We start from the raw sequence: 24,490 nt of genomic DNA, 5'->3' as shown, positions 1-24,490 counted from the left end.
GGCCCTTCTCAGATGTCGAAGAAGACCGTCTCCTTCTCACCCTGCAGGTGGATGTCGAAGTGATAGGTCGAACCATCACGCTGCGCAATCAGCGTCGGCACGCGCACGCGGTGCTCGATGCGCGCGAGGATCGGATCCTCGGCATTGGCCGCCTCTTCGTCGCCGAAATAAAGGCGCGTGTTGAGGCCGAGATTGATGCCGCGCGCGACGATCCAGAAGGAGATATGCGGCGCCATCAGGCGTCCGTCACGGAAGGGCAGGCGGCCCGGCTTGATCGTCTCGAACCGGTATTCACCCGTCGTGAGATCGCAGGGGCAGCGTCCCCAGCCGGTGAAGTTCGGATCGGCGCTGCCACGCGTCTCGGACGGGCTGTTATAAAGACCGTCGGCATCCGCCTGCCAGATTTCGATCAGCGCATCCTTGAGCGGCGTGCCTGAGCCATCGATGACACGACCGGTCACGGTGATGCGCTCGCCGCGCGTCTTGTCGTTGACCATGGCTGTACCAAGATCGACCGGATAGACGCCCTTGATGTCGGCGAAGTTCGGCGTGAGGCCGATATGCACATAGGGGCCTGCCGTCTGCGAGGCGCTTTCCTTGAGATAACCGAGATCCTGGACCATCAATTTCCCTCCATCCGGTTTTCAAACAGGGTGGAACGCCGTCCGCGCAAGACGATGTCAAACTTGTAGGCACGTGCATCCATCGGGATCGTCGCCGACCAGTCGAGTGCAGCAACCAACTGCTCGATCGCCTCGCGATCCGGGATCGTCAGCACGATCGGACACTTCCAGATCATCGGATCGCCCTCGAAATACATCTGGGTAATCAGGCGCTGCGAGAAGCCATGGCCGAAGATCGAGAAATGGATATGCGCCGGCCGCCAGTCGTTGACCCCGTTCGGCCAGGGGTAAGGACCGGGCTTGATGGTGCGGAAGGCATAGTAGCCGTTCTCGTCGGTGATGGTGCGCCCGCAGCCGCCGAAATTCGGATCGAGCGGTGCGAGATAGCTTTCCTTCTTGTGGCGATAACGTCCACCGGCATTGGCTTGCCAGAACTCGATAAGCGCGCCGGGGACAGGACGTCCGCGTTCATCAAGCACACGCCCATGCACGATGATGCGCTCGCCGATCGCGCTCTCGCCTGATTTGGCGAAGTTGTGGATCAGGTCGTTGTCGAGCTCACCCAGAATGGAGTGGCCAAAGACGGGGCCCGTTATCTCGGACTTGGTGCCATCAAGCGACAGCAGCGCCTTTTGCGGCGAGCGCAGGACGGAGGTCTTGTAGGTCGGGGTATAGGCCGGCGGATGCAGGTTGCGGTCGCGCGCAAAGAAGGCGCCCGTTTCCGGCTTCTTGTTCGAAAGGTCAGTCATGGCTCCCTCCCCCGGTCTCGCCGGCATCCAGCTTATCAAACACGTGCTTGGCGATCTTGAAAGCCCTGTTGGCGGCGGGAACGCCGGCATAGACCGCGACATGCATCAGCGCTTCCGTGATATCCTCACGGCTCGCCCCGGTATTGGCGGTGGCGCGCACATGCATGGCGACTTCTTCGTCGTGGCCGAGGGCTGCGAGCAGTGCGATGGTGATCATCGAGCGTTCGCGCGGGCTGATACCGGGCCGCGACCAGACGGTGCCCCAGGCCCCCTCCGTGATCATCTCCTGGAACGGCTGATCAAACGGCGTGGCCGACGCCGAGGCGCGATCGACATGGGCATCACCCAGCACACGGCGGCGGGTCGCCATACCCTGCCGATAGCGATCTGAAGGACTGCGGGCATCAGCCATGGGCTGCCTCTCCTGAAATAACGGGCGCGAGAAAGGCCTCGATGATGGTGGTGAGCATTTCCGGTTGCTCGACACAGGGGATGTGTCCGGCGTCATTGATGATTTCATAGCGCGCGCCGGGGACGAGCTTGGCAAGCGACAGCACGAGATCGGGTAGTGTCGCCCCATCCTGGTCGCCGACGACGCAGAGCGTCGGGACAGCGATCTGACCGACAACTTCGGTATAATCGGCATCGCGGATCGCAGCACATGTGCCCATGTAGCCGTCGACCGGCTGGCGGAGCATCATGTTGCGATAGCCAGGGAAGGCCGGGTCACTGCTGCGGAAGGCCGGCGTAAACCAGCGCTCCATAACACCATCCACGATGCCCTCAAGACCATCCTCCTCGATGGCTGCGATGCGGGCAGCCCACATCTCCGCCGTCCCTATCTTGTGGGCCGTGTCGCAGAGGATAAGCGCCCTCACCAGATCAGGCCGGCGGGCATAGAGGCCTTGCGCAATCAGACCGCCCACGGAAAGCCCGCAGATGACGGCATTGCTGACCTTCAGATGCTCCAGCAAACCGATCAGGTCATCGACATGGTCTTCGATCGAGTACGGGGCCTGCCCGACATCCGAAAGCCCATGCCCGCGCTTGTCATAGGTCAGCAGCGGATAGCTGCCGGCAAGCCGTACGATCACGTCGCGCCAGATGCGGAAATCGGTTCCGAGCGAATTGATGAAGACGATGACCGGCTTGTTGCCCGGCCCACCAATGATCTGGTGATGCAGGCTGACGCCGTTGACCTGAACGAACTGCACGGGTTCCTCCTCCGTTGACACCATATTGCTCACGCGATTTGGTTAGGTAAAATGATGTTCTCCACGAAACACCTAACCATAGGGTTATGTTTTGCCATGATCGATAACCGGATCAAGTTTCGCCATCTGCAGACCTTCGTGGAGGTTTCGCGCCAGAAGAGCGTGATGAAGGCGGCGGAACTCCTGCATGTCAGCCAGCCTGCGGTGACCAAGACCATCCGGGAACTTGAGGAAGTGCTGGGCGTCGCGGTGTTCGAAAAGGACGGACGCGGCATCCGCATCACCCGCTATGGCGAAGCCTTCCTGAAGCACGCAGGTGCAGCACTCACCGCGCTCCGCCAGGGTTTCGATTCCGTCTCCCATGCCCTGCATGCCGACGCCCCGCCGATCCGGATCGGAGCCCTGCCGACGGTCTCCACCCGCATCATGCCGCAGGCCATGACCTTGTTCCTCAAGGAGGACGTGCCCGCCCGCATCAAGATCGTCACCGGCGAAAACGCCGTTTTGCTCGAACAGTTGCGGGTCGGCGATCTCGACCTCGTCGTCGGCCGTCTCGCGGCACCGGAGCAGATGACCGGCTTCTCCTTCGAGCATCTTTATTCCGAGCAGGTGATCTTCTGCGTCCGCGCTGGTCATCCGCTCCTCTTGGCCGGCTCCGACCTGTTCGGCGAGCTTGAGCGTTATCCCGTGCTGATGCCGACCCGGGCGTCGATCATCCGCCCCTTCGTCGAGCGCTTCCTGATCGCAAACGGCATCTCCGGCATACCCACGCAGATCGAAACGGTGTCCGACAGCTTCGGCCGCGCCTTCGTGCGCCAGACGGATGCCGTCTGGATCATCTCCGCTGGCGTCGTGGCAACGGACCTCGCCGACGGCACACTGGCGGCCCTGCCGATCGACACCAGCGAAACGAAGGGGCCGGTCGGTCTGACGGTTCGGGCAGATGCCGTGCCCTCCATGCCGCTGGCGCTTCTGATGCGCACGATCCGCGAGGCAGCAACGGAAGCGGCAAAAGCCTGACGCTCAGGGCAGCAGCGGCTTGAGCCTTGCCTGCATCTCCAGCATCGCCTCCAGGCAATGGGCGGCCAGATCGGCGGCGGGCAGAATTGCAGCCGGCGCGCCGACATTGATGGCAGCCACCACACGGCCCCGGTCGTTGCTGACAGGAACGGCAATCGAACAGAGACCGATCTCCAATTCCTGGTCGATCACTGCATATCCCTGCTGCCGCACCTTGGCGATTTCCTCTTTCAGCAAACGAGGATCGGTCAACGTCCGGGGCGTATGCGCCTTGATCTGCGAAGCGGCGAGGATGGCATCGACCTCGGCATCCGAAAGCGCGGCCAGCAGCACCCGCCCCATCGAAGCGCTATAGGCCGGCAGCCGCGACCCCGGCATCAGGTTGATCGACATGACCCGCTTCTGTGCAGCGCGGGCGATGTAGACGATCTCGGTATTGTCGAGAATGGAGGCCGAGGCGCTATGCCCGACACGATCCGACAACTGGTCGAGATGCGGCTGCAGCAGAACCGGCAGCGGCGTGGCGGAGAGCCAGGCATGACCGATCCGGAGAATCTTCGGCGTCAGCGAGAAGAACTTGCCGTCATAGTCAGCATAGCCGAGCTCCGAGAGCGTCAGCAGGCAACGCCGTGCCGTCGCCCTGTCGAGGCCGCTGGTTTCGGCTGCCTCGGTGATGCTGAGCCGCTGGCGCTCCGGCCCGAAAGCTTCCAGCACCTTCAAGCCTTTGGCAAAACCACCCATCAGATCGCGCTCACCGATCGTCATAGCCCACCACCCATATTCGTGCGATTATCGAACAAATATCAAATATCGCACAAAATGCTTGCTGTCGAGGTTTTCACGATCATATTTGGTGACAGGAGAAAGCGGCCAGACCGCGCTCGAGGAAACGGGAGTTCCCATGGACAAGAGAATTGCTAGCCTGGCGGATGCCGTGGCCGAGATCGGCGATGGCGCAACCGTCATGATCGGAGGCTTCGGCGGCTCCGGCGCACCGATCGAGCTCATTCACGCGCTGATCGACAAGGGGCCGAAGAACCTGACGGTCATCAACAACAATGCCGGCAACGGTCGCATCGGCATTGCCGCGATGATCGATGCGGGTCTCGTGAAGAAGATGATCTGCTCCTTCCCGCGCTCCTCCGATCCACGCGCCTTTACCGACCGTTACCTCGCCGGTCAGATCGAGCTGGAACTGGTGCCGCAGGGCACTCTGGCCGAGCGTATCCGCGCGGGCGGTGCCGGCATCCCGGCCTTCTACACGCCCACGAGCTTCGGCACGGAACTGGCCGAAGGCAAGGTGATTGCCGAGTTCGATGGCCGCAAATACGTGCAGGAGCGCTGGTTGAAGGCCGACTTCGCCATCGTCAAGGCGCATCTCGGCGACACGCATGGCAACCTGACCTACCGGATGGCCGGCCGCAACTTCAATCCCCTGATGTGCATGGCCGCCGCCAAGACCATCGCCCAGGTCTCGAAGATCGTGAAGCCCGGCGAGATCGATCCGGAACAGGTGATCACCCCCGGCATCTTTGTCGATGGCGTCGTTGAAGTCGCCAACCCGCAACAGGAAGAAGCGCTCATCCGGGCCGGAGTGGTATACGCATGACCGAGACAGCTGCAATCGACACCCGCGAGGACATCAAGCTCTCCAACGCCCAGATCGCCTGGCGCGCGGCCCAGGACATCGAAGACGGCGCCTATGTGAACCTCGGCATCGGCTTCCCGGAAATGGTGGCCAAGTTCCAGCCTCAAGGACGCGAAGCTATTTTCCACACGGAAAACGGCGTGCTGAACTTCGGCGAAGCGCCAGCCGCGGGCGAGGAAGACTGGGACCTGATCAATGCCGGCAAGAAGGCGGTCACGCTGAAGCCGGGTTCTGCCTTCTTCCACCATGCAGACAGCTTCGCCATGGTCCGCGGCGGCCATCTCGACGTCGCAATTCTCGGGGCCTATCAGATTGCCGAAAATGGCGACCTCGCCAACTGGCGCGTCGGCTCCAAGGGCGTCCCTGCCGTTGGCGGCGCAATGGATCTTGTGCATGGCGCAAAACAAGTCGTCGTCATCACCGAACACGTGACCAAAGATGGCAAGCCGAAGCTCGTCGAGCGCTGCACCTTCCCGCTGACCGGCGTCGGCTGCATCACTCGCGTCTATACGAGCCATGCGGTGATCGACATCGTCGACGGCCGCTTCGTCGTGCGCGAAAAGCTGGCTGCAATGACCATGGACGAGCTGCAGGCCATGACCGGCGGCAAGCTGCATACCGACGGTCCGGTCGCCGACCTCGTCGTGCCGGCCCTGTGAGGAAAAACCGATGACCGAAGCCTTTATCTGCGACTATATCCGCACGCCCATCGGCCGTTTCGGCGGTTCGCTCTCCTCCGTCCGCGCTGATGATCTCGGCGCCGTACCGCTGAAGGCGCTGATGGAGCGCCATGCCGGCATCGACTGGGAAGCCGTGGAAGATGTGATCTACGGCTGCGCCAACCAGGCCGGCGAAGACAACCGCAATGTCGCCCGCATGTCGGCCCTGCTCGCGGGCCTGCCCGTCTCAGTGACCGGCACCACGATCAACCGCCTCTGCGGCTCCGGCATGGATGCCGTCATCACCGCCGCGCGTGCAATCAAGGCTGGGGAAGCCGAGCTGATGATTGCAGGCGGCGTCGAAAGCATGAGCCGCGCGCCCTTCGTCATGCCCAAGGCGGAAACCGCCTTCTCCCGCAATGCCGAGATTTACGACACCACCATCGGCTGGCGCTTCGTCAATCCACTGATGAAGAAGCAATACGGCGTCGATTCCATGCCTGAGACCGGCGACAACGTGGCGATCGACTTCAAGGTCTGGCGCGAAGACCAGGATGCCTTCGCCGTTCGCAGCCAGGCCAAGGCGGCGGAAGCGCAAGCCAATGGCCGACTGGCGAAGGAAATCGTGGCCGTCACCGTGCCGCAGCGCAAGGGCGATCCCGTGATCGTCGACCGTGACGAACATCCGCGCGCGACCTCGGTCGAGGCGCTCGCCAAGCTGAAGCCGGTCAACAAGATGGAAGGTGCCACCGTCACCGCCGGCAATGCGTCGGGCGTCAATGACGGGGCCGCCGCCCTGATCATCGCCTCGGAAGCCGCCGTGAAGAAATACGGCCTCAACCCCATCGCCCGCATCCTGGGTGGAGCGACAGCAGGCGTCCCGCCGCGCATCATGGGCTTCGGCCCGGCCCCTGCCTCGAAAAAGCTCCTCACCCGACTGGGTCTCACTCAACAGCAGATCGACGTGATCGAACTGAACGAGGCCTTTGCCAGCCAAGGCATTGCGACGCTTCGCGATCTCGGCATCGCCGACGACGACCCGCGCGTCAACCGCAATGGCGGCGCGATTGCGCTTGGCCATCCACTCGGCATGTCGGGCGCCCGCATCGCCGGAACGGCAGCCCTGGAACTGAAGGTATCAGGCGGGCGCTATGCGCTCTCCACCATGTGCATCGGCGTCGGCCAGGGCATCGCGATCGCCCTGGAACGGGTCTGATAGAGAATTGAAGGCGCCCCATGTGGGCGCCTTTTCATTTCAAGGGTTGAGGAAGGCCAGGATCAGCTGATGCACAGCACCTCCCGGTGACATCTCGACCTGGTCGTATTCGCTATGGCGCGCCACATGCGCATCCGATATCGGCTTCAGCTGGGCCTGCAGCGCCGCGCGGACCTTCTTGCAGCCCGGATCGTTCTCGTTGCGCAGGCCGATGGACACATCCTGGATCGCTTGCGTGAGGTCCTTCATGAACTGCCCATGCAGTTTCTCGTGCTCGACGATGCCGTCGTAAAAGGCCTGCCACTTTGCCGCCACGTCGGGAGAAAGCTTCTGAGCGGGCTTCGGCAGCGTATAGGTAATGATCAGCTTCGGCTTGGCAGACGCCAGAACGCAAGCCTGCCCCTGCTGCTGATAATCCCGCTGCCAGGTGAGCTTGAAGGTCGTATGGGCAATTACGCGACCAAGGCTCAGTTTCGGGCCACGCTCGCCGATCGACTGGTAGAGCGCCATCGGCGATGCACCATTGACGTTATAGTGATCGACCTTTTCCGTCGCCTGCCACTCCTGAGCGGCGGCCGGCATCGCTGCACTGAGAACCACGAAAAGGCCAACAAACGCATGAAGTCTTGCTGTCACGATCAAAAAAGCTCCCTGGATCAGCAATCCTGATATCTGCGGCACATGGGAACTGCAACGAGCATCTGGCCTGAAGCGCGCCGCATCGCCGGAATTTGATAATCAGCAATTTCCGTAATTTTAACGGAATCTCATATAGGTTATTCGACTTGAAGCGACGGGGAGAAGCTGCAAGCGTGAACGACAAGGGGACAACACAGGGCATCCGGAAACATGCAGGACGCTGGCTCGACCTACTCAAGGTTCCGAACGGCAATCCAGCGCTGACCGCTGCTCAGTTCGAAGCCTTTTCGAAGCAGGTCCCGCTTCTGTATTTTATTCTCGCGACCAACATGGTCTCGCTGGCCTGGACGCATCAGGGTGCGGCGCCCGACTATCTCGTCGTCTATCTGCCGGTGGTGATGGCGAGCCTCTTTGCACTGCGCTCGCTGATCTGGCTGCGCGGGCGCACACGTGAGCGCACGCCAGAACAGGCCTATCGACAGTTGAAGGCCACGAACATCCTGTCCTTTCCGATCGCGGTGTTCTGCACCGCTTGGTCGGTCTCGCTTCTGCCCTATGGCGACCCATACCAGAAGGCCCATGTCGCCTTCTTCATGGCAATCACCGTCATCGGCTGCATCTTCTGCCTGATGCATCTGAGGTCGGCAGCCCTGATAGTCACGGTCACGGTCAACCTGCCCTTTTTCGTGGTCATGCTCCTGTCGGGCGAGCCGACCTTCATTGCGACCGGCGTGAATGTCATTCTGGTGACGATGGCGATGATCATGATCCTCGTCTCGCATTACCGCGACTTTCGCCAACTGCATGAATCCCGCAATGTCCTGATGCTGCAGCAGCACGCCCTCCAGGAGCAGAACAAGGCGATGCAGGCGCTTTCGGACGAGAACCTGCGCCTTGCCAATCTCGACAGCCTGACCCTGCTCGCCAACCGCCGCAGCTTCTTCCATATGCTCGAAACGGCCTTCAGCCGCGCCAGCAGCAGCAATGGCAGGCTGGCTGTGGGTGTTATCGATCTCGACGGTTTCAAGCCCGTCAACGATCTCTACGGTCACTCGGCCGGTGACAAGGTGCTGATCGAGATCAGCAACCGCCTGTCGACGATCACGGACGAGCGGCTATCGGTCTACCGTCTCGGCGGCGACGAATTCGGTCTGCTTCTGCAGGGCGGCGTGGCCGAAAGCGATGCAGTCGCGCTCGGAGAAAAGGTCTGCGAACTGATTGCCGAACGCATCAATATTGGCAGCGGCATGGTCCAGGTGACCGGCTCGGTCGGCTTTGCGCTCTATCCTGACGTCGGCGCGACCGGCCAGGAAATCTACGAACTCGCCGATTACGCCCTCTATACCGCCAAACGACGTCATCGTGCCGGCACGGTCATCTTCAATGCCATCCAGGCAAATGAACTGAATCGTCAGAAGATCGTCGAGGAAGCCCTTGTTTCTGCTGACCTAGACAAGGAACTTTCGCTCGTTTACCAGCCGATCACCTGCGTCGATCGGCGCGTCTGCATAGGCTTCGAAGCTCTTGCCCGCTGGGAAAGCCCGCGGATCGGTCAGGTATCACCTGCGGAATTCATTCCCGTTGCGGAGCACAACGGCCGCATCACGCTGATGACACGCATGCTGCTGAAGCGGGCGCTGAAGACCGCCTCACTCTGGCCCGACAACGTCTATCTCTCCTTCAACCTTTCTCCGCACGATCTGACGTCACCGGAGAACACGTTGAAGATCGTCTCGATTGTCCTGAAGAGCGGCTTCGACCCACGCCGCATCAATTTCGAAATCACTGAAACCGCCGTCATGCATGACTTCGAGCAGGCAAGCGCGTCGATCCAGATGCTGCGTGAGCTCGGCGCCGGCATCTCGCTGGATGACTTCGGCACCGGTTATTCGAGCTTGAACCACGTGCACAAGCTGCCGCTCACCAAGATCAAGATCGACGGCAGCTTCGTGCGCAACATTCACACCCGCCGCACAAGCTTCAACATCGTCAAGTCGGTGCTGGCGCTGTGCTACGAGATGGAGCTGGAAGCGATCGTAGAGGGCGTCGAAACCGAAGAGGAACTGCGCATCCTCGAAAACCTCGGTGTCCGAGCGGTCCAGGGGTATTATTTTGGGAAACCTATGACAGCGGAGGAGACGTTGAAGCGGCTCGCCCTGCAGGACGCCCAGGCCCTCGCTTCCTGAAGACGTCACTAAGGGCGCATACCCATCGACACCTTGAGCCTCCGAACCGTGTCGGCATCCGTGCGACGGACGGATTGATCCTCAAAACCGAGTTCGACCAGTCGATCCTGCCCCATGTCAGCCTGGCTGCACGAAGCATGCAGTTCGCGGATTTCAGGGACAGCGAGAAAAATGGCGGCATTTTCCGGCCGAACGCCACCACCGGGCATGATCGAGATGCAACCTGCGCCGTGGCGGGCGAGGCGCTTGATCACCGCCAGCCCCTCCTCCGCATGACGCGCGCCGCCTGAGGTGAGAACGCGGGAAAAACCGAGTTCGATGGCAAGATCGAGTGCGGCCTCCATGTCGGCGACCACATCGATCGCCCGATGCAGGGTCAGATCAAGGCATTCAGCGACCTTGATCAACCGACGGATCGCGTCGATATCCAGCGCGGCATCCATCGTGGTCGCGCCGATCACCACACCGGCAAGCCCCGCCTCCCGCGCAGCCAGGATATCCGCCTCCATCACGGCGATCTCATCCTTCGAATAGGTGAAATGCCCGGCACGCGGACGGATCAGCGCATGGACGGGGATCGGTGCATTTGCAGCGATGGCCATGAACCCACGAGACGGTGTCAGGCCGCCCGAGCCGAGCGCAGAGCAAAGCTCAATACGGTCTGCCCCACCGACAATGGCAGCCTCGAGACCCGCAACGTCATCGACGCAGATTTCGAGCAGCGGTCCGGGGGCTTCCTGCCGAGATATCACCATGCTCCTCCCTCAACCTTCCATCTTTACGCGAGGCGTCCTGTCGAGCACCCACAAGAGCCCGACACCCACGAAGCCCGCAATCGACGCGATGATCGCCGTACCCGCATAGTCGCTTATGCTGGTGCCCAGCGCAAACATCAGCGAGGCCATTCCACCGCTGAGGAAAATGTTGACCGCAATCAGCGAGCTGCCGAGACCGGCCCGGTCAGCGATCAGGTTCTGCAGATACGTGATCGGGATCGCGATGATGCCGGCCGCTCCAAGGCCTGCAACGATCGTGAGAAGATAGACGTCCATCGGGCGGTCGGCGAGACCGAGGAACACGAGATAGCTGCAATAGATCAGCGCAGCCGTCACCATGGCGAAGAGGATGGAGGTTCGGGCTTCGACCCATCCCCAGAAGAGGATGAAGATGATCTCAAGGAAGGCGACGATACCGACAATGACGCCAACATCCGCCGGTGTTCCGCCGGCCTTGCCGGTGACGATCAAGGGGAGGACTGTGCCATTGGCATGCAGCATCGCCGAGATCAGCGAAATCGCCAGAAGCCGTGGCAACACGCTTGCCGAGCCGATCTGCCGGATGGAGCGAAAGAAGGAGTAGTGCTGCCGCTCCCCCTCCTGCACCGGCGGCAGCCGATCCAGGCCGAAGACAAAGAGCAGGAGGCAGACGACACAGGCGAGGCTCGCCAGCAGGAAGGCCAGCAGCATGCTCGGCTGTCCGATCAAAAGAGCACCGACGATCCCGGGCACCAGCACCCAGGAGGCGGATAGGATGGCACGAACAGCAGAGTTCACCGCCATCAACTCGCGCACTGCCATACTGGAGGAAACCGCGCGGATATTGGCGAAGATCAGCGAATTGATCGTGCCGAAGACCGGGATCAGCACCAGCGTCGCGATCGCAAACATCACCGGCGTCGGCACCACATAAACGAGTCCAAAACCGATAATGCCGAAGATGGCGGCCAGGATCATCGGCGAGCGGAAGTGTCCGAGCCGGTCCGCCACGATGCCGGCAGTCACGCTGGCGCTGACATTCACCACCGCCGCCAGGAAGATCAGCACCGAATAGACGGCGTCCGACAGTCCGAGTTCACGGATGCCGATCAGCGACATGTAGGGTGACGTCGCAGCGCCAGAGAAGCCGAAGAAGAAGATCGCGGCCGCACTGACCCGGATCGGCTTGTGGCGATAGACCACCGAAAAGGAGGACAACATCAAGGGTACAATCGGGTTGGGGATCGTGCCGCCGGAAGGGCGGCACCGACATCAATGTCTCAAGGGAATCGCGTCGAGAAGAACACCTTTGCCGTATAGCTGAAATCCTTGACGAAGGGATAGCTGGGCTGGTGGCGACGATGGCTGGGCAGGTTCTCGATATCCTGGTTGATCACGCCGTCCGTCAGCGCCATCAGGTTGGGATTGGCGATCGGCGCAAGCTCGGGCGAGAGATAGCCGGACTTGACGACGAGCAGCCGCACCTTGGTCGGGTCGAGACCGAGCCGGGTGAAATCCGCGATGTTGTGATAGGGCCGACGCCGCGCTGCGAGCACCAGCGTGATGGCGCCGATCTTGACGACAGCCTGCCTCTCGCCCGCCGAGCCGGGATCGTCGAGGAAGACGACATCCGCCTCCACCTCGACGGAGGGGCTTGACGGATCAAGCGAACCACCGACCTTGAGCGATACCCGCGCGCCGGCACCCGCTGCAAAGCAGCGTTCGACAGCGGGGCGATCGGTAATGCCGGCAATCAGGACATCATCGATCGACCGCGCCAGAAGCGCCTCAAGCACATCCGCCCGGTCACCGACACCGCCACCGGTCGGGTTATCACCGGAATCGGCGAGGATGATCGGCCGTGTCTCGGTGCGTTCGGCAATGTCGAGCATGTCCTCAAGCGGTCCCGTGACCGGGCCGAAGCGGAAGTCTTCGCGTGCATCCCAGTAGGATTGGGCAATGGCAGCCGTAACCTTTTCCGCCGCAGCCTTGTCGACGGCCGTGACGACGGCGCAGGCCGTGCCGCGCGGCTCGTCAGCCCAGACATAGCCCACCATTAAATTGGCATCCCAGACACCGGGAACGGCGTCGTGTTCCGGAAGCTTCAGATAAAGGCTTTTTGCCGGCTCGTCCTCGGTTGACGTCCGTTCACCGGGCAGAAGTACCGGCACCGGCGCCCAGGCGACGCCCGGCTTCTCCCCGGTCCTGAGCGCCCGAACCAGCATCGACCAGGCCCGGACCATGGTCTCCCGCACATCGATATGCGGCGCCGTCCGATAACCGGCAAAGATATCGAGCTGATCGACGATCTTCTGAGTGACATTGCCATGCAGGTCGTAGCTCGCCGCCACCGGCACATCCGATCCGACAACAGCACGGGCTGCCGAAATCCAGTCGCCCTCAGCATCATCAATGCCTTCGACATTCATGGCGCCATGCATGGCGAGATAGAGCCCGTCGATCGGCAGTGCAGCCTTCAGCCGCTCAAGGAACTCTGCCTTGAAACCTTCATAGGTAGCGCGCGCCAGGGGCCCACCGGGAACCGCACGGGCATGCAGCAGCGGCAGATGCTCGATATCATCGGCATCGAGGAAGTCGAAATACTCATGCGCCAGCAGCTCCGCCCCGCGCAGCACCCGAAAATCCTCGGGCTGCATCAGCACGGGAGACGAGGTCGAGCATTCGGTATGGATACCGCCAACGGCGACGCGGAAACTCATAGGCCTCAGATCCTCAGTAACGGGGGCTCAGACGAACGATGGCGGCAAACCGCAGCCAGTCCTTGTTCTCCTTCGCCGTCCAGGCGGCCTCGGCGATGGCCGGAAGACGCGGGAAGACGAGGTGGTTGAAGTAGTCGCGGGTCAGGAAATGTTCGCACCAGATGCAGGCCTGCACGCCGCGCATACGGGCCGCAAGTTCGGCGGGAAACTCGGCGACCGCCTCATAGGTATAAGTGTGGTGCGGCGGCACGGTGCCGGCCCAGCTTGCACCCGGCTCCTGAAAGGCCTCGTCCTGCACCATATCAAGGTAATAGGCTTGGCCCGGCGTCATGACGACATCGTAGCCTGCCTTGGCGAGTTCCAGCCCGACCTCCGGCTTCTGCCAGGCCATCAGCAACGTGCCCTCGGGATCGACGCCGCCGCCATGGCTGACCTCGTCCCAGCCAGCGAGCTTGCGGCCGCGCTCGGCCAGCATCTTCTGGATCCGCTTCATGAAATAGCTCTGCAGCCCAAAGGTGCCTTCGATGCCTTCCTGCTGCATCAGCTTACGGGCAAGTGGCGAAGCCATCCAGGTATTGGCCGCCACTTCATCACCACCGATATGGATAAGCTTCGACGGGAAGAGCTCGACCATTTCGTCGAAGACCTTGCCCAGCACCTCGTAGGTGTATTCGATCGCCGGGTTCAGCGCATTGTTCGGATAGCCCTGGACCGAGCGATAGCTGTCAGGCGCTTCCTGGCCGTCGACGAGTTCAGGCAGGGCCACCAGCATCGCGGTGCTGTGGCCGGGGACATCGATCTCCGGCACCACCTCGACCTGAAGGGCGGCGGCATGGGCAACGATGTCGCGCACCTCGTCCTGGGCGTAAAAGCCGCCAACCGGCTCGGCTCCATTGCCGAGTTGCGGCAGTAGCGGTTCGTCCGGGCCGCGCAACACGCCAAGGGTCGTGAGCTGCGGGAAGGCCTTGATTTCCAGGCGCCAGGCTTCGTCGTCGGACAAATGCCAATGGAAGGTATTCATCCGGAACCAGGCGAGGATGTCGATCAAACGTTTGACGTCGGCAACGGGGAAGAACTGGCGGGAGACATCGAGATGGCAACCACGCCAGTCGTAGCGCGGCTTGTCCGTGATGGTGCCGGAAATCGGGAAACGGAACGTCTCCGGCTGCGTGCGCGCACCGTGCAGCGTCTGCGAGAGCAGGGTCAGCGCATATTGCAGGCCAGCGACATCGCCATAGGCGAGCGTGATACCATCAGCGGCAAAGTCCAGCCGATAGGCGGAGGCGCCAAGCGCTTCGTCGGACTTGAGGACGATCGCCCGCCCCTGATGCACAGGTGCCAGCGACAGCGGCGCATGGCCGACCGCGAAGAGGCGGCAGAAGAGACGCAGCACGTTTTCGACAGTGCGCAGTTCAACCAGCGAGGCGCCTTCCGTCGGATAAAGCGCGACGGGGAAGCCTTCGCCGGCCACCAGCTCGGCCGATGCCGGCCAGGGCAGCATGGCAAAGGGCTGGGAAACCTTCCCCTCAGGCAACAAGGCCGGCGGCGGGGCACTGTTGCCTCCGCCGAGCATCAAATCCGCGACCGCAACGGCCGCATGCTGGCCGGTCGAGAGCGTGATGTAGGCGGACTTCGCCCCATCCGTCCGATGCTTGGCTGGGCGCCAGAGGCCACCGACCCGGAACGTCCAGGAGGCACCCGGCTGCAGTACGAAGCCGGCCGGCGGCGCGAACTGGTGGAAATTGGCATTGCGCTTCAGGAACACGGCATTCTCGAGGATCGGCTCTTCGGTGTCCTTGACGCGGGTCAGCGACGTATAGGCGAGCTTGAAATCGGCAAGCGCGACATCGGAGAGATTGACCAGCGTGAAGACGAAGGCGCCGCAAGCGTCGCCCTCCACCGGATGCCACGCGTTTTCGAGGCGGAACTGGACTTCTGTTGCCATGGGGAATGCTCCGGGCTTTACGATATCAATAATTGTCGGATTGCGAGAAGGTTCGCGCGAGTTCGGCCTGACCGGCCGTCAGCCCGCAATCGACGGGCAGGCACACGCCCGTGATGGCCGCCGCGTGATCGCTCGAGAGGAAAAACACCGCATTGGCAATGTCTTCCGCAGTCGCGATCCGGCGCAGCGCATACCAGCGCTTGGCCTCTTCGAAGACTTGAGGATTGGCCGCAGCGCGCGCCTCCCAGGCCTGGGTGCGCACAGTGCCGGGTGCCACCGCATTCGCGCGAATACCGTATTTGCCGTATTCGACGGCAATCAGTCTGGTCAGATGAATAAGCCCGGCCTTGGCCGCGCTATAGGCAGGGTGACCGAAGACAGCCATCCCATTGACCGAGGAAATGTTGACGAGAGCGCCTTTGGACACCTTCAGCGCCTCCTCAAAAGCGCGGAAGCACAAGAAGGGCGCTTCGAGATTAAGCGCATTGTCCTTGCGCCAGATCTCGCCATCGGTATCGCCGAGGCTGACGGCCCGCGCCGCACCGGCATTGTTGACCAGCGTATGGACGAGGCCATGGCCGGCCACGCGAGCAGCGGTCTCGGCGAGATCCGTCTCGTCCGTCACATCGCAGGTGAGCGGAACGAAGCGCGGATCGCTTCCGAGCTCAACGATTGCCTTGTCCAATGCAGCCGAATCCAGATCGAGCAGCACGACGACGTCATGGCTGTCGGCCAGACGCTTGGCGATCGCCCGACCAATATCTCCGGCAGCACCCGTTACGACGGCAACCTTATGCGTCACGGCGGATCTCCGACATCGATGCGGACATGGCTCAGTCTCCGAGAAGTTGCCGGTCGTCCCCGCCATCGCGGTGTTCGACCAGCTGTTGCTTGATATGGCGCAGCGTCACTTGCGACTGCTTGCGATTGCGATAGGCAACCAGGCTCGCGATCACGTCGACGACCGCGAGATAGGCAAAGCGCGTCGAGGTCGGCCGGAAGATGTTTTCACCCTCCGGCAGGTCGATACCGATGACGAGTTCGGACGCTTCGGCCACCAGGCTGTTGCTCTGGGTGAGCGCGATCGTGGTGATGCCGTTCTCGCGGGCAAGCTTGAAGCATTTCACCAGCTCGGCATTGCGCCCCGAAAACGATGAGCCGATCAGCACATCGTTGGAGCGTGCAGCAGCCGTCAGCATCAGTTGCATGTTGTGGTCGGCAGAAGCCGTCACCCGCGATCCCAGACGAAACAGCCGGTTCTGGATCTCGCCCGAGATCATCGAGGAATTGCCCCCGGAGCCGAAGGCATAGACCATCTCTGCCCGCGCCAGCCGGTCCGCCACCTTGTCGAGGATGACAGGATCGAGCGCCCGATGCACCATGAACATGGCGTTCTGCGCCTTGGTGATGACATCACTCGCCACGTCGGCCGGCTCAGTGCTCTGGGCCTCCGGGTTGAGATAGCGCACCCCGACATAGGCCGTGCGCGCCAGGCTCACCTTGAAATCGGCGAAGTTCTGGCAGCCGAGACGTCGGCAGAAGCGCGTCACCGTGGGCGGTGAGACCTCTGCCTTCTCGGCAAGTTCGATGATCGAGGCATTGACCGCAAAGTCGAAGGAATTGAGCAGGATATCCGCGATGCGTTGCTCGGAGGCCGAAAACTGCCCTGCCTCTTCCTGAATGCGCGCGAAGATATCCAATGCCTTGCCCTCTCTGTTACTTCGAAGGCTTGAAGGCTACGCAGTCGATCTCAACCTTGCAATCAACCATCATCGAGGCCTGAACACAGGCCCGCGCCGGCGGGTGCTCGCCGAAATACTGCTGGTAGATCTTGTTGAAGGTCCAGAAGTCGCGGGGGTCATCGAGCCACACACCACAGCGCACGACATGCTCGAGGCCGTAACCTGCCTCTTCAAGAATGGCGATGACATTGGCGATCGTCTTGTGGGTCTGCTCGATGATGCCGCCCGGGATGATCTCACCATCTTCCATAGCCACCTGGCCGGAGACATAGAGCCAGCCATCGGCCTCGACGGCGCGGGCGAACGGCAGCCGCTGGCCACCCGCACCTGCCTTCTCGGCCCCGTAACGCTTGATCGTCATGGACACCCCTCGTGCAAATTATTTTCTTCGATCGTTGACAAGCGACCACAAAAAACGGATTTTGACCAGACAAAATCGACATTCATGAAAAGAATTTAAAAACGGGGAAGAAATGCGCGACCCATTCCACAATCCGTTTCCGGCAACGGACGAAACCCGCCACTCGATCTGGGAGATGCTTGTCCCCCGCGATATCGATGCCTTTCTCGCCGCTGACTGGAGCATGGTTGCCCAGGACTTTGTCGAAGACGGCTTCATCGGCATCAGCGGCAATCGCGAAGAAGATCCGGACAAGTGGACGCTGGCCTTCCCCAATCTTCCCGCCTATCGCGACGAGTGGCTGAAGCAGGCCAAGGACTTCGCTGCCCAGACCTATGGCGAGGACCCGCGCACCGCGATCTTCACCACGACGACGCTGGAAGAGATCGAGATTTCAGGCGAGACGGCGCTCGTACGCAAGAAGTTCGACGGCGGCATCAAGAAGACGGATGGCACACTCGACGTCATGCGCTGGCAGACGCTCTATTATTGCCGCCTGCATCAAGGCCGCTGGAAAATCTCCGGCTTTACCGGTTATCTGCCCAATCCGATGGGCAAGCGCTGAACCGCCCTCAAACCCTCAAGACCCCGGAGGTCAGCCTTTGCGCATCTTCACCGCCGCGCTTGCAACGGAAACGAACACCTTCTCCCCGATCTGCATCGACCGGCGCGCCTTCGAGGATTCGCTCTATGCACCTCCGGGACAACATCCCGCGACCCCCACGCTGTGCACCGCGCCGATCACGGTCGGCCGCAAGGTCTGCACTGACAAGGGCTGGACGCTGATAGAGGGCACCGCGACCTGGGCGGATCCGGCAGGTCTCGTCAACCGGCAGACATTCGAGAGCCTGCGTGACGAGATCCTGGATCAGCTACGCGCAGCCATGCCCGTCGATGCTGTCGTGCTCGGCCTGCATGGCGCGATGGTGGCCGACGGTTATCTCGACCCGGAAGGCGATCTCTTGACCCGCATCCGCGAGATCATCGGCCCAGACATCCTGCTCTGCGCAGAACTCGATCCGCACAGCCACCTGACAGAAAAGCGCGTGGCAGCCGCCGATTTCTTCGTCGTCTTCAAGGAATTCCCGCATACGGATTTCGTCGACCGCGCCGAAGATCTCTGGCGGATCGCAGTCGACACGCTGGAAGGCCGCGTCAAGCCGGTCATGTCAGTCTTCGACTGTAGGATGATCGATGTCTTCCCGACCTCGCGCGAGCCGATGCGCAGCTTTGTTGACAGGCTTATGGCCATCGAGAAGGTGGATGCAGACGTTCTGTCGCTCTCGGTCATTCATGGCTTCATGGCCGGCGACGTGCCTGAAATGGGCACCAAGACGATCGCGGTGACCAACGGCAATGCCGACAAAGGCGCGATGCTCGCCCGCGATCTCGGCCTTGAGCTCTTTGCCAAGCGCGGCACCTTCATGATGCCGCAGATCGACGAAAAGACAGCGCTCGACCAGGCGCTCGCCTACCCTGAAGGCCCCGTCGTCATCGCCGACATGTGGGACAATCCGGGTGGCGGAACGGCGGGCGACGCGACCGTGATCCTGGAGGAAATGCTGGCGCGTGGCGTTACCAACGCAGCCGTCGGCATGATCTGGGACCCGATCGCCGTGCAGATCTGTATGGCCGCCGGCGAAGGCGCTGAAATCCCGCTGCGTTTCGGCGCAAAATCGGCCCCCGGCACCGGCCATCCGATCGACGGTCTGGTGAAGGTGGTGAAGGTCGTGCCTTCTGCCGAAATGCGCTTCGGCGACAGCATCGCCCCCTTCGGCGATGCTGCCCATATCCGGCTCGAGGGAATCGACATCATTCTTAGCTCGGTCCGCGTCCAGAGCTACGACCCCTCGCTTTTCACGGCACTCGGCATCGACCCGACGAGCAAACATCTCCTCGTCATCAAGTCGACCAACCACTTCTATGCGGCCTTCTCGCAGATCGCCTCGGAAATTCTCTACTGCGCCGCAGGTACACCCTATCCGAATGATCCGGCCAAGACCGCCTATCGCCATGTGCGCCGCGATATCTGGCCGATCATGGCCAATCCGCACGAGACGCCCGAAGGCAGCGAGGCCGCCTGATGGAACTCCCGCGCCCAAAGCCCGGCCAGTCGATATCAGAACTCTCGACCCCGCTTCCACTGATCGACGAACAGAAGCTCGCCGCCAACATCGCCCGCGTCCAGACCTACATGGACAGCCATGGCCTCGCCTTCCGTCCGCACATCAAGACCCACAAGATCCCTGAGATCGCTGCAGAACAGGTGAAGGCGGGGGCGAAGGGCATCAACTGCCAGAAGATCACCGAAGCCGAGATCTTCGCCGATCACGGATTTGAAGACCTGCTGATCACCTTCAACATTCTCGGCAGCGAGAAGCACAAGCGTCTCGTCGATCTGAACGCCCGCATTTCGGGCCTGAAGGTCGTCGCGGACAGCGAGACCACCGTGCGCGGTCTCTCTTGCGCTTTCTCACAGACGCACCCGCTCACGGTTCTCGTTGAATGCGACACGGGCGGCGGACGCTGTGGCGTCCAGAGTCCTGAAGCGGCCGTAGCACTTGCCGAGACAATCGCCGCCGCCCCCGGCCTCACCTTTGGCGGTATCCTGACTTACCCCAAGGCCGACACCGAGGAAGCCGTCGAGGCATTCTTCGCGACCACGATCGCCGGCCTCGCGGCCCGTGGCATTGCCTGCCCCATCGTCTCCAATGGCGGCACGCCCAGCCTCTTCTCCGCCCACAAGGTGACATCGGCGACCGAGCACCGCGCCGGCACCTATGTCTACAACGATCGTGCCATGGCCCGCTCGGGTCACTGCAGCCTCGACGACTGTGCCATGCACATCCTGGCCACCATTGTCTCAAGCCCGACCAAGGATCGCGCCATCCTTGATTCAGGCTCCAAGGCGCTCACCTCGGACCTCCTCGGCTTCTCCGACTACGGCATGATCGTCGAGTATCCGGACGCCATGATCTCCGTCCTCTCCGAGGAGCACGGCACGGTCGATCTGTCGAAGATTGAGGGGCGACGCCCCGAGATCGGCGAGAAGGTCAGGATCATCCCGAACCACACCTGCGTCGTCTCAAACCTCTTCGATGTCATGACCTTCCACCGCGACGGCATCGTCACCCGCGTGGAGGACGTCGCGGCGCGTGGGCTTGTCTGGTAGCGTCTCGCCCAATTCCCAACCGGCACATTCTATTGCTACTTGGCCGAAGGCTCCGGAATTTGGCTGAGTGCCACTGAGAGCTCTTGCCTGACGCACCCAATCGACGGCAGAGAACTGATGCCGTGCCTCGAACGCACACCGTCTTGCGCATCCGACACGCCCTTATGGGCGCAGAGGCGTACGTAATCCACGATGACGAGCCGGACATCGGCACCGGGCAGAAGCGCCTGATCAAATGAATTGCCCTTGAGCGGCATTCCATCGACAGCATCGAACCCAGCAAAGACACAGTCAATTGCGGGTTTGGAATCCTCACGGTAATAACCGAGATCAACAAGGACGTAGCCGCCAACAGCCCAACCGAACTGTTGGAAACTTGCGGCATGACAGCCAAGGTCTGACTCGGGCAATACAAGCATGCCCTCCTTGAGGAAATCAGGTAGAGGAAGGTCCCGAAGCTGCCTTAGACGTGCTTCCCGATCGGCCGTGAAGAAGTTCTCGACAGCGACGATCGCGATATCCTCCGTTCCCCATGCCCGCCGATAACGACCGGGTCTTTCACGCATAAGGCTCTCGGAGACAGCGCGTGCAAAGGTCGCACCAGCATGAGTTTTGGTGGTTGGCTGCCCGTTTGGATAGAGGAAAATCTGAGTATCCGGCACGAGCGCCTGCACATAGTCGGAGGCTTGTCGCAGCTGCGCTGCGGAATAGTCCGTACCCGCCTTATACGGGCCACTCACGAGAAAGATCGCGAGGAGAAACAGGCAAATGATCAGGAAGCTATAGCCTTGCCGAGCGAATTTATCCCTCGTGGGCGTTTTCAATCCTGGCCCCAATCCATCTCACTATACGGATCTACATATCCCTCTGAACAGCAGAGGAGGCCCGTAATTTTAGTTGTACTAAAGGTGCATTTATACACTCATGTCGCGAAGATTGCCAGTGTTGGACCCTGTCGCAATCTGCTGAATGCGATGGAGCCCAAACGAAAAAAGGTCCGCCCGAAGGCGGACCAGGGGATTGGCCTTTGGCATGGCCGGGAGGAACGAATACCAAGTCTCGACGATAGGAGCCTATAGGATCGGCTCGACCGGTCCTTCTGGCTAGGAGAGGTCCGACGAGCGATGCTTTCGCATCGGTCAAGGAACTCGACGACGCCAAAAGGTCCGGGAAGCCGACCGAAGGTGGCTTATCGCCGGTCTCAGGCGTTGTTGCGCCGCTTGGCCGATGCACAAGCATCGCCTGGCACGCCGCGCCTAGCCAGAGACCGGCAGTAAGCCATCCTATAGGTTCCTATCGTCGAGATTTGGCATCATTCGGCGGCAGTCACAGACGCCGGAAGGTCAAGGGTGCGCCAGTCGATGCGGCGTTCGAGCGCCTGGCCATTGGCATCGAAAAGGTGGCAATCGGCCGCCATGATGCCTGTCACCATCGGCTGCTCGACGCGGATCGGCGCCGAGCCCGGCAAGAGCGCACAATAGGGTTCGCCGTTCTGCAACGCAGCATAGGCGATCGTGTTGATCCCGAGCCGCTCGACGACGCTGGGCGTCACCATGATGTTGATATCGCCTTCGCTGAGACGCGTATGTTCAGGCCGGATGCCAAGCGTCAGCTTTTGGCCGACGAGGTCCGGACGCGCCTCAACCGGGATCAGCGCCGTCTGGCCTTCATAGGAAATCGTCACCCCGATCGCGTCGACACCGACGCAGGTGACCGGCACGAAGTTCATCTTGGGATTGCCGATGAAACCGGCGACGAAGGTATTCTCTGGCTTGTGGTAAAGTTCGAGCGGCGCACCCACCTGGGCGATGATACCGGCATTCAGCACCACGATCCGGTCGGCCATGGTCATGGCCTCGATCTGGTCGTGGGTGACGTAGATCATCGTCGCTTCGAGGTCGCGATGCAGCTTTGTGAGTTCGATGCGCATGTCGGCGCGCAGCGCCGCATCGAGGTTGGACAGCGGCTCGTCAAAAAGGAAGATCTTCGGTTCGCGCACGATGGCGCGGCCGATGGCAACACGCTGGCGCTGGCCGCCGGAAAGCTGGCCCGGGCGCTGCTGCAAGCGTTGATCAAGCTGCAGGATCTTGGCGACCGCACCCACCTTCTCGCGGATCTGCTCTTCGGAGAGCTTCTCGACGCGCAGCGGAAAAGCGATGTTCTCGAAGACCGACATATGCGGGTAGAGCGCGTAGGACTGGAAGACCATGGCGATGCCGCGCTCGACGGGCGGCTTGTCATTGACGCGCTCGCCATCGATGACGATGTCACCATCGGTCGTATCGTCGAGGCCCGCGATCATGCGGAGCAGCGTGGACTTGCCGCAGCCCGAGGGACCGACGAAAACGACGAACTCGCCGTCCTTCACCTCGAGATCCACACCCTTGATGACCTCGAAATGCCCGTACGACTTGCGCACCTTTTTCAGAAATAGCTGACCCACGACCCTCAGTCTCCATTGCCGTTCCTCAAAGGACCGGCCAAATCCGCTTGATGAAATCCGCGGGCCGATCCCGGCCCGCGGAGCCTCGGTTACCCGAGATTACTTGTACTGCTCGAGATCGGCTGCAGCCTTCTTCAGCGCTTCGGCCGGCTCGGTCTTGCCGGTGACAACCGACTGAACCATTTCGATCATGACGTTCTGGAAGCCCTTGTAGTCGGTGAAGAGGGGCTCCGGACCACCATAGGCGATGCCGTCGATGAACGGCTTCCAGAAGGGTTCGTTGGCGACGAACTGGTCGACAACCGCACCTGGACGCAACGGGGTCAGGCCAGCGCCTCCCTGCAGCTCGTATTCGTGCTGGATATCAGTCGAGGTGATGTACTTGGCAAACTCGATCGCCTTTTCTTCGACGCCCGAACCGGAGAAGATCGCAAGGCTGTCGGTGATCAGCAGCGTACCTTCACCCTTGGCAGCCGGACCGACCGGCAGCGGGGCAACACCCCAGTTGATCGAAGTGTCCTTCAGGCGATAGGCAGCACCCGAACCCGCCTGGATCATACCGACCTTGCCGTCGAGGAAGATCGCGCGGATTTCGTTCTGCTCGTAAGCAGTCGCACCTTCAACGGAGTAGGGCGTGATGTCCTTATAGGCCTGAAGCGCGGCGAGGACTTCGGGGCTGTCCATGACGATCTTGTCGCCGTCGATGACCTTGCCGTTATTGGTGTAAACCCAATGCATGAACTGGTGCATGGTGTTGTCGAAGGTCTTCGCCGGCAGACCATAGCCGGCAGTGCCGGTCTTTTCCTTGATCTGCTTGGCGGCAGCGATGGTGTCAGCCCAGGTCTTCGGCGGGTTTTCCGGGTCGAGGCCGGCAGCCTTGAACAGATCCTTGTTCCAGTAGAGGGCCTTGGTCGAGAAAGCGACAGGAACACCCCACTGCGTGTCCTCGAAGGTCACGGTGTCAACGATGTTCGGATAGTAGGAGGCCTTTTCCTCATCCGTCATCGGAACCGGGACGATCAGTTCGTTCTGGGCGAATTCCTTCAGCGTGCGCGAGCCGACATAGGCCATGGCAACGGGCGTGCCTGCGACGGCGAGTGTGGTGGCCTTATCCTGGCACTGCTCCCAGCCGACGACTTCGGGCTTTACCTTCCAGCCGGCATTCTTGCCTTCCCATTCGGCGATGTACTTCTCGTGGATCGGGTCGATCTTGTCGCCGCAATAGATCCAGCTGATTTCCTGGTCCGCGGCCAGCGTGGTGAGCGCCGAGCTTGCGAGCAAGGCGAATGAGCCTGCGAGCATGGTCAATTTTCTTGTCATCGATAGTTCCCCTTTGTTGACAGGTTGAAAGCGTCCGGT

General features: G+C 61.4%; 24 protein-coding genes. 8 read left to right on the top strand and 16 right to left on the bottom strand.

Annotation, left to right across the window (positions count from 1 at the left end; genetic code table 11):
* Window positions 1-8: 8 nt before the first annotated feature.
* Genes pcaG through pcaD form a run of 4 tightly spaced genes read right to left on the bottom strand, consistent with a single transcriptional unit; the run spans window position 9 to window position 2,586 of the window.
* Complete coding sequence (gene pcaG / locus IP85_RS01455) at window positions 9-623, bottom strand: protocatechuate 3,4-dioxygenase subunit alpha (RefSeq protein WP_054147875.1); 615 nt, start codon at window positions 621-623, stop codon at window positions 9-11.
* Window positions 623-1,372 carry a protocatechuate 3,4-dioxygenase subunit beta gene (gene pcaH / locus IP85_RS01450; protein WP_054147874.1) on the bottom strand — a complete coding sequence of 250 codons (750 nt, stop codon included), beginning with the start codon at window positions 1,370-1,372 and terminating at the stop codon, window positions 623-625. Before pcaH ends, pcaG begins: the two co-directional genes overlap by 1 nt.
* Window positions 1,365-1,784 carry a 4-carboxymuconolactone decarboxylase gene (gene pcaC / locus IP85_RS01445; protein WP_054147873.1) on the bottom strand — a complete coding sequence of 140 codons (420 nt, stop codon included), beginning with the start codon at window positions 1,782-1,784 and terminating at the stop codon, window positions 1,365-1,367. Before pcaC ends, pcaH begins: the two co-directional genes overlap by 8 nt.
* On the bottom strand, window positions 1,777-2,586 hold the full coding sequence (gene pcaD / locus IP85_RS01440; protein WP_054148007.1) for a 3-oxoadipate enol-lactonase: 810 nt from the start codon (window positions 2,584-2,586) through the stop codon (window positions 1,777-1,779). The genes pcaC and pcaD overlap by 8 nt, the downstream gene beginning before the upstream one ends.
* 96 nt (window positions 2,587-2,682) lie before the next feature.
* Between pcaD and pcaQ the strand changes: the two genes are divergently transcribed.
* Complete coding sequence (gene pcaQ / locus IP85_RS01435) at window positions 2,683-3,606, top strand: pca operon transcription factor PcaQ (RefSeq protein WP_054147872.1); 924 nt, start codon at window positions 2,683-2,685, stop codon at window positions 3,604-3,606.
* Window positions 3,607-3,609: 3 nt separating this feature from the next.
* Here the strand turns inward: pcaQ and IP85_RS01430 are convergent, their stop codons facing one another.
* Window positions 3,610-4,365 carry an IclR family transcriptional regulator gene (locus tag IP85_RS01430; RefSeq protein ID WP_054148006.1) on the bottom strand — a complete coding sequence of 252 codons (756 nt, stop codon included), beginning with the start codon at window positions 4,363-4,365 and terminating at the stop codon, window positions 3,610-3,612.
* A 142-nt stretch (window positions 4,366-4,507) separates the two neighbouring features.
* Here IP85_RS01430 and IP85_RS01425 point away from each other — a divergent pair, with 142 nt between their 5' ends.
* Genes IP85_RS01425 through pcaF form a run of 3 tightly spaced genes read left to right on the top strand, consistent with a single transcriptional unit; the run spans window position 4,508 to window position 7,129 of the window.
* A complete protein-coding gene (locus tag IP85_RS01425; RefSeq protein ID WP_054147871.1) occupies window positions 4,508-5,215 on the top strand; it encodes a 3-oxoacid CoA-transferase subunit A in 708 nt (235 codons plus the stop codon).
* Window positions 5,212-5,913 (top strand): 3-oxoacid CoA-transferase subunit B, encoded by a 702-nt coding sequence (locus tag IP85_RS01420; RefSeq protein ID WP_054147870.1) that lies wholly within the window; start codon window positions 5,212-5,214, stop codon window positions 5,911-5,913. Before IP85_RS01425 ends, IP85_RS01420 begins: the two co-directional genes overlap by 4 nt.
* A gap of 10 nt (window positions 5,914-5,923) precedes the next feature.
* Window positions 5,924-7,129 (top strand): 3-oxoadipyl-CoA thiolase, encoded by a 1,206-nt coding sequence (pcaF, locus tag IP85_RS01415; protein ID WP_054147869.1) that lies wholly within the window; start codon window positions 5,924-5,926, stop codon window positions 7,127-7,129.
* 39 nt (window positions 7,130-7,168) lie between these two features.
* Here pcaF and IP85_RS01410 read toward each other — a convergent pair whose 3' ends face one another.
* Entirely contained in the window at window positions 7,169-7,765 is a 597-nt protein-coding gene (locus tag IP85_RS01410) for a DUF922 domain-containing protein (RefSeq protein ID WP_348625543.1), read from the bottom strand.
* Window positions 7,766-7,941: 176 nt separating this feature from the next.
* Between IP85_RS01410 and IP85_RS01405 the strand changes: the two genes are divergently transcribed.
* Window positions 7,942-9,954 carry an EAL domain-containing protein gene (locus tag IP85_RS01405; protein WP_054147868.1) on the top strand — a complete coding sequence of 671 codons (2,013 nt, stop codon included), beginning with the start codon at window positions 7,942-7,944 and terminating at the stop codon, window positions 9,952-9,954.
* Window positions 9,955-9,962: 8 nt separating this feature from the next.
* Here the strand turns inward: IP85_RS01405 and IP85_RS01400 are convergent, their stop codons facing one another.
* From IP85_RS01400 to IP85_RS01370, 7 genes are read right to left on the bottom strand one after another with little or no spacing between them, the layout of a single operon-like run.
* Entirely contained in the window at window positions 9,963-10,709 is a 747-nt protein-coding gene (locus tag IP85_RS01400) for a copper homeostasis protein CutC (RefSeq protein ID WP_054147867.1), read from the bottom strand.
* A 9-nt stretch (window positions 10,710-10,718) separates the two neighbouring features.
* Window positions 10,719-11,930, bottom strand: coding sequence for an MFS transporter (locus IP85_RS01395; RefSeq protein ID WP_054147866.1), 1,212 nt, complete (start codon window positions 11,928-11,930; stop codon window positions 10,719-10,721).
* A 59-nt stretch (window positions 11,931-11,989) separates the two neighbouring features.
* Window positions 11,990-13,429, bottom strand: a complete 1,440-nt coding sequence (locus IP85_RS01390; RefSeq protein WP_054147865.1) for a M81 family metallopeptidase — start codon at window positions 13,427-13,429, stop codon at window positions 11,990-11,992.
* 13 nt (window positions 13,430-13,442) lie between these two features.
* The gene (locus IP85_RS01385) at window positions 13,443-15,374 is read right to left on the bottom strand and encodes a family 20 glycosylhydrolase (protein ID WP_054147864.1); all 1,932 of its coding nucleotides are present in this window, start codon (window positions 15,372-15,374) and stop codon (window positions 13,443-13,445) included.
* A 25-nt stretch (window positions 15,375-15,399) separates the two neighbouring features.
* Window positions 15,400-16,176 (bottom strand): SDR family oxidoreductase, encoded by a 777-nt coding sequence (locus tag IP85_RS01380; protein ID WP_054147863.1) that lies wholly within the window; start codon window positions 16,174-16,176, stop codon window positions 15,400-15,402.
* A gap of 31 nt (window positions 16,177-16,207) precedes the next feature.
* The gene (locus tag IP85_RS01375) at window positions 16,208-17,074 is read right to left on the bottom strand and encodes a MurR/RpiR family transcriptional regulator (protein WP_054147862.1); all 867 of its coding nucleotides are present in this window, start codon (window positions 17,072-17,074) and stop codon (window positions 16,208-16,210) included.
* A gap of 16 nt (window positions 17,075-17,090) precedes the next feature.
* The gene (locus IP85_RS01370) at window positions 17,091-17,477 is read right to left on the bottom strand and encodes a RidA family protein (protein ID WP_054147861.1); all 387 of its coding nucleotides are present in this window, start codon (window positions 17,475-17,477) and stop codon (window positions 17,091-17,093) included.
* 112 nt (window positions 17,478-17,589) lie between these two features.
* Here IP85_RS01370 and IP85_RS01365 point away from each other — a divergent pair, with 112 nt between their 5' ends.
* Genes IP85_RS01365 through IP85_RS01355 form a run of 3 tightly spaced genes read left to right on the top strand, consistent with a single transcriptional unit; the run spans window position 17,590 to window position 20,688 of the window.
* Entirely contained in the window at window positions 17,590-18,081 is a 492-nt protein-coding gene (locus IP85_RS01365) for a hypothetical protein (RefSeq protein WP_054147860.1), read from the top strand.
* Window positions 18,082-18,118: 37 nt separating this feature from the next.
* Complete coding sequence (locus IP85_RS01360; RefSeq protein ID WP_054147859.1) at window positions 18,119-19,600, top strand: M81 family metallopeptidase; 1,482 nt, start codon at window positions 18,119-18,121, stop codon at window positions 19,598-19,600.
* Window positions 19,600-20,688, top strand: coding sequence for a D-TA family PLP-dependent enzyme (locus IP85_RS01355; protein WP_054147858.1), 1,089 nt, complete (start codon window positions 19,600-19,602; stop codon window positions 20,686-20,688). The genes IP85_RS01360 and IP85_RS01355 overlap by 1 nt, the downstream gene beginning before the upstream one ends.
* A 35-nt stretch (window positions 20,689-20,723) precedes the next feature.
* On the opposite strand, the gene IP85_RS01350 is transcribed toward IP85_RS01355, so the two are convergent.
* The 3 genes from IP85_RS01350 to IP85_RS01340 form a co-directional block, all read right to left on the bottom strand.
* Window positions 20,724-21,512 (bottom strand): hypothetical protein, encoded by a 789-nt coding sequence (locus tag IP85_RS01350; protein WP_156322693.1) that lies wholly within the window; start codon window positions 21,510-21,512, stop codon window positions 20,724-20,726.
* 488 nt (window positions 21,513-22,000) lie between these two features.
* Entirely contained in the window at window positions 22,001-23,131 is a 1,131-nt protein-coding gene (gene ugpC / locus IP85_RS01345; protein WP_054147856.1) for a sn-glycerol-3-phosphate ABC transporter ATP-binding protein UgpC, read from the bottom strand.
* Window positions 23,132-23,230: 99 nt separating this feature from the next.
* Entirely contained in the window at window positions 23,231-24,451 is a 1,221-nt protein-coding gene (locus tag IP85_RS01340) for an extracellular solute-binding protein (RefSeq protein ID WP_054147855.1), read from the bottom strand.
* Between the last annotated feature and the right edge of the window lie 39 nt (window positions 24,452-24,490).

The sequence above is a fragment of the Rhizobium sp. AAP116 genome (genome assembly GCF_001295785.1).
Lineage (GTDB): Bacteria > Pseudomonadota > Alphaproteobacteria > Rhizobiales > Rhizobiaceae > Allorhizobium.
The sequence above is the reverse complement of the archived record's forward strand: the minus strand, read 5'-3'. Positions and strand labels throughout refer to the sequence as shown.